Raw genomic sequence first — 543 nt, 5'->3', positions numbered from 1 at the left:
TCATTTTTGAAGTGTAATTTCGATGTCTCAATACGGTAATAGTAAGGAGGTTTTCTAAATTTTGAATTGGCATTGAGGATTTCTTCGCTGAGGCAATGAGTCCCCTCATCAAATGGCAGTCTGAAGAATTTCTTCTCATCGATTGTTTGAATCTGCTTTTCCATATCATGCTGTTTTTTCTGTTACGAGATTTAATTCAGTGGGCTTTACTTCAAAATTCTTGATCCTATTTTTGCACATCAATTCTGTCAATTCAATAAAAGATGAAACATTTTCACATAGTTCTTCTGCATATTTTTGGGAGACAGTGAATTCAGAGGCGTATCTAGCTTTGCCATAACTTTTGATGAGGATATCGAATTGTCTTCGGCGAGATTCCATTTCTCCTATCAGTAGCTTATAGGGTTCGTCGGAAAAGCTCCTGCATAAACCCAATAGTCGGTTGAGGTTATGAAATTCTGACCTGTAATCGATATGTACTATGATCAGCGTAATACAGGACTGCTCCACAGCCTGATGCAGCAAAAAAGCAGTTATGTTATA

The 543-nt window shown here is 37.2% G+C and carries 1 protein-coding gene; it reads right to left on the bottom strand.

Annotated elements, in window-relative coordinates; all coding sequences use genetic code 11:
• Window positions 1–165: 165 nt before the first annotated feature.
• Window positions 166–543, bottom strand: a 378-nt coding sequence (locus IEV57_RS18550; protein WP_188444535.1) for a HEPN domain-containing protein, incomplete at its 5' end; no start/stop codon positions are given.

The sequence above is a fragment of the Belliella aquatica genome (genome assembly GCF_014637795.1).
Lineage (GTDB): Bacteria > Bacteroidota > Bacteroidia > Cytophagales > Cyclobacteriaceae > Belliella > Belliella aquatica.
This window is presented reverse-complemented; position numbering and strand designations above follow the sequence as displayed.